This window comes from Microvirga sp. GCM10011540, assembly GCF_042650665.1.
Classification (GTDB): Bacteria; Pseudomonadota; Alphaproteobacteria; order Rhizobiales; family Beijerinckiaceae; genus Microvirga; species Microvirga lenta.
On sequence record NZ_JBHSBQ010000076.1, the window covers coordinates 1 to 1,410 of the forward strand.

The 1,410-nt window shown below is 56.8% G+C and carries 1 protein-coding gene; it reads right to left on the reverse strand.

The window, feature by feature from the left end; all coding sequences use genetic code 11:
• A partial coding sequence (locus tag ACFOYU_RS15325) for a tyrosine-type recombinase/integrase (RefSeq protein ID WP_377034256.1) occupies positions 1-1,176 on the reverse strand: 1,176 nt, incomplete at its 3' end.
• Positions 1,177-1,410 lie beyond the last annotated feature (234 nt).

Sequence of the window (1,410 nt, forward strand, 5' to 3'; positions counted from 1 at the left end):
ATTGTGGATCTGGGGGTCCCCCGTTCGAGCCGGGGCGGCTGTACCACTTGCCCCTCGCAGGTTTGATGCCACCAAACTATTGCGCAGTAAGGGTTTCCCAGATTGTTGGGCGTGTTCCGCTAAGGTCTCCAAAGGTATTTTCTGGGTTTTGATCTGGCGCTCCTGTGACCGCTTTTGTGCCACACGCTCAAGCTCGTCGTGAAGGTCGTCGGTTCGAAGGTGCCCATACCGTGCGGACATCTGAAGGGTCGTGTGGCCAAGAATGCGGCTGAGTCTATAGAGGTCACCCCCACCCTGTACCCACCATGACGCGAAGGTGTGGCGAAGGTCATGGAACCGAAAGTCCTCGATGCCAGCCCGACTACATGCTCCTGAAAATGCCTTCCTCGGATTTCCCATCCGAACCCCATCAGCTTTGCAGAACAAGTAAGACGAACGGGGACGGGAGCGCTGTTCCAGAATCTCCCTTATCGTCTCCAATGCTTTCGTTGAAAGTGGCACGCGCCTGGGTGCATTGGTCTTCGTTATCTCAAGGTGCAATTCTCGACGACGGAAGTCGATATTGGAGATTTGGAGGCCAAGGAGTTCCTCCTTTCGGAGCCCTGTCTCGACTGCCAAGACCAAGATGGGTTTGAGGTCGTCAGACGCCATCTCATAGAGACGCGCGAATTCCTCACGCGTGATGAACCGAGTCCGGGGTCGGCTCTCCTTCAGGGCCTTCTTATTGAGGGCTGTGACCGGGTTTGTGTCCACCCACCCCCAGCGGTTGGCCATCGAGAAGACAGAACTCAGAAACGCGAGATCTCGCCGGATGGTCGCATCCGTGACACCTGAGCGCTTTCTCGTGCTCACGAAGTCGGACAGGGTGCGACGGGTGATCTCATCAAGATGAAGGTGGCCCAGGAGGCGAGCGCAAACCTTGCTGTTGAACCGATAGCTTTCCAGCGTTCGCGCCTTGAGCGTCGCCTCCTCAAAAAACCGCTCCATGGCCTCGGGAAGAAGATGCCGAGGGGCGTCCTTCTCCCCACGAGCTTTATGAGCGTAATCCTCCAAGAGCCGGTTCAGGTATGCTTGAGCCTCAGTCTTCTTGGTCGTCTTCGCCGAGCGGCGGATATGTTCACCACCAAACCGGAAACGCACCCACCAGACGCTCCCCCGACGATAGACCGATGCCATTCAGCACTCCACGACTGTTACCTCTAAATCGACGGTCTCATGGATTGCCAGTTCGTCAACCATTTTTATGGTCCCAAGCCCAGTCAAAGGACGCCGTGACGCCCGACTAATCTGAGGCTTTTTGGAACAGGACCGGAGACGGTCACAGGCAAACGTCCGAACGCCGGATGTTCGGGGGTATGTGGTGTTCATGAGGGGTGATGAGGCTAACCAGGGATGATGGCGGCGGATTGG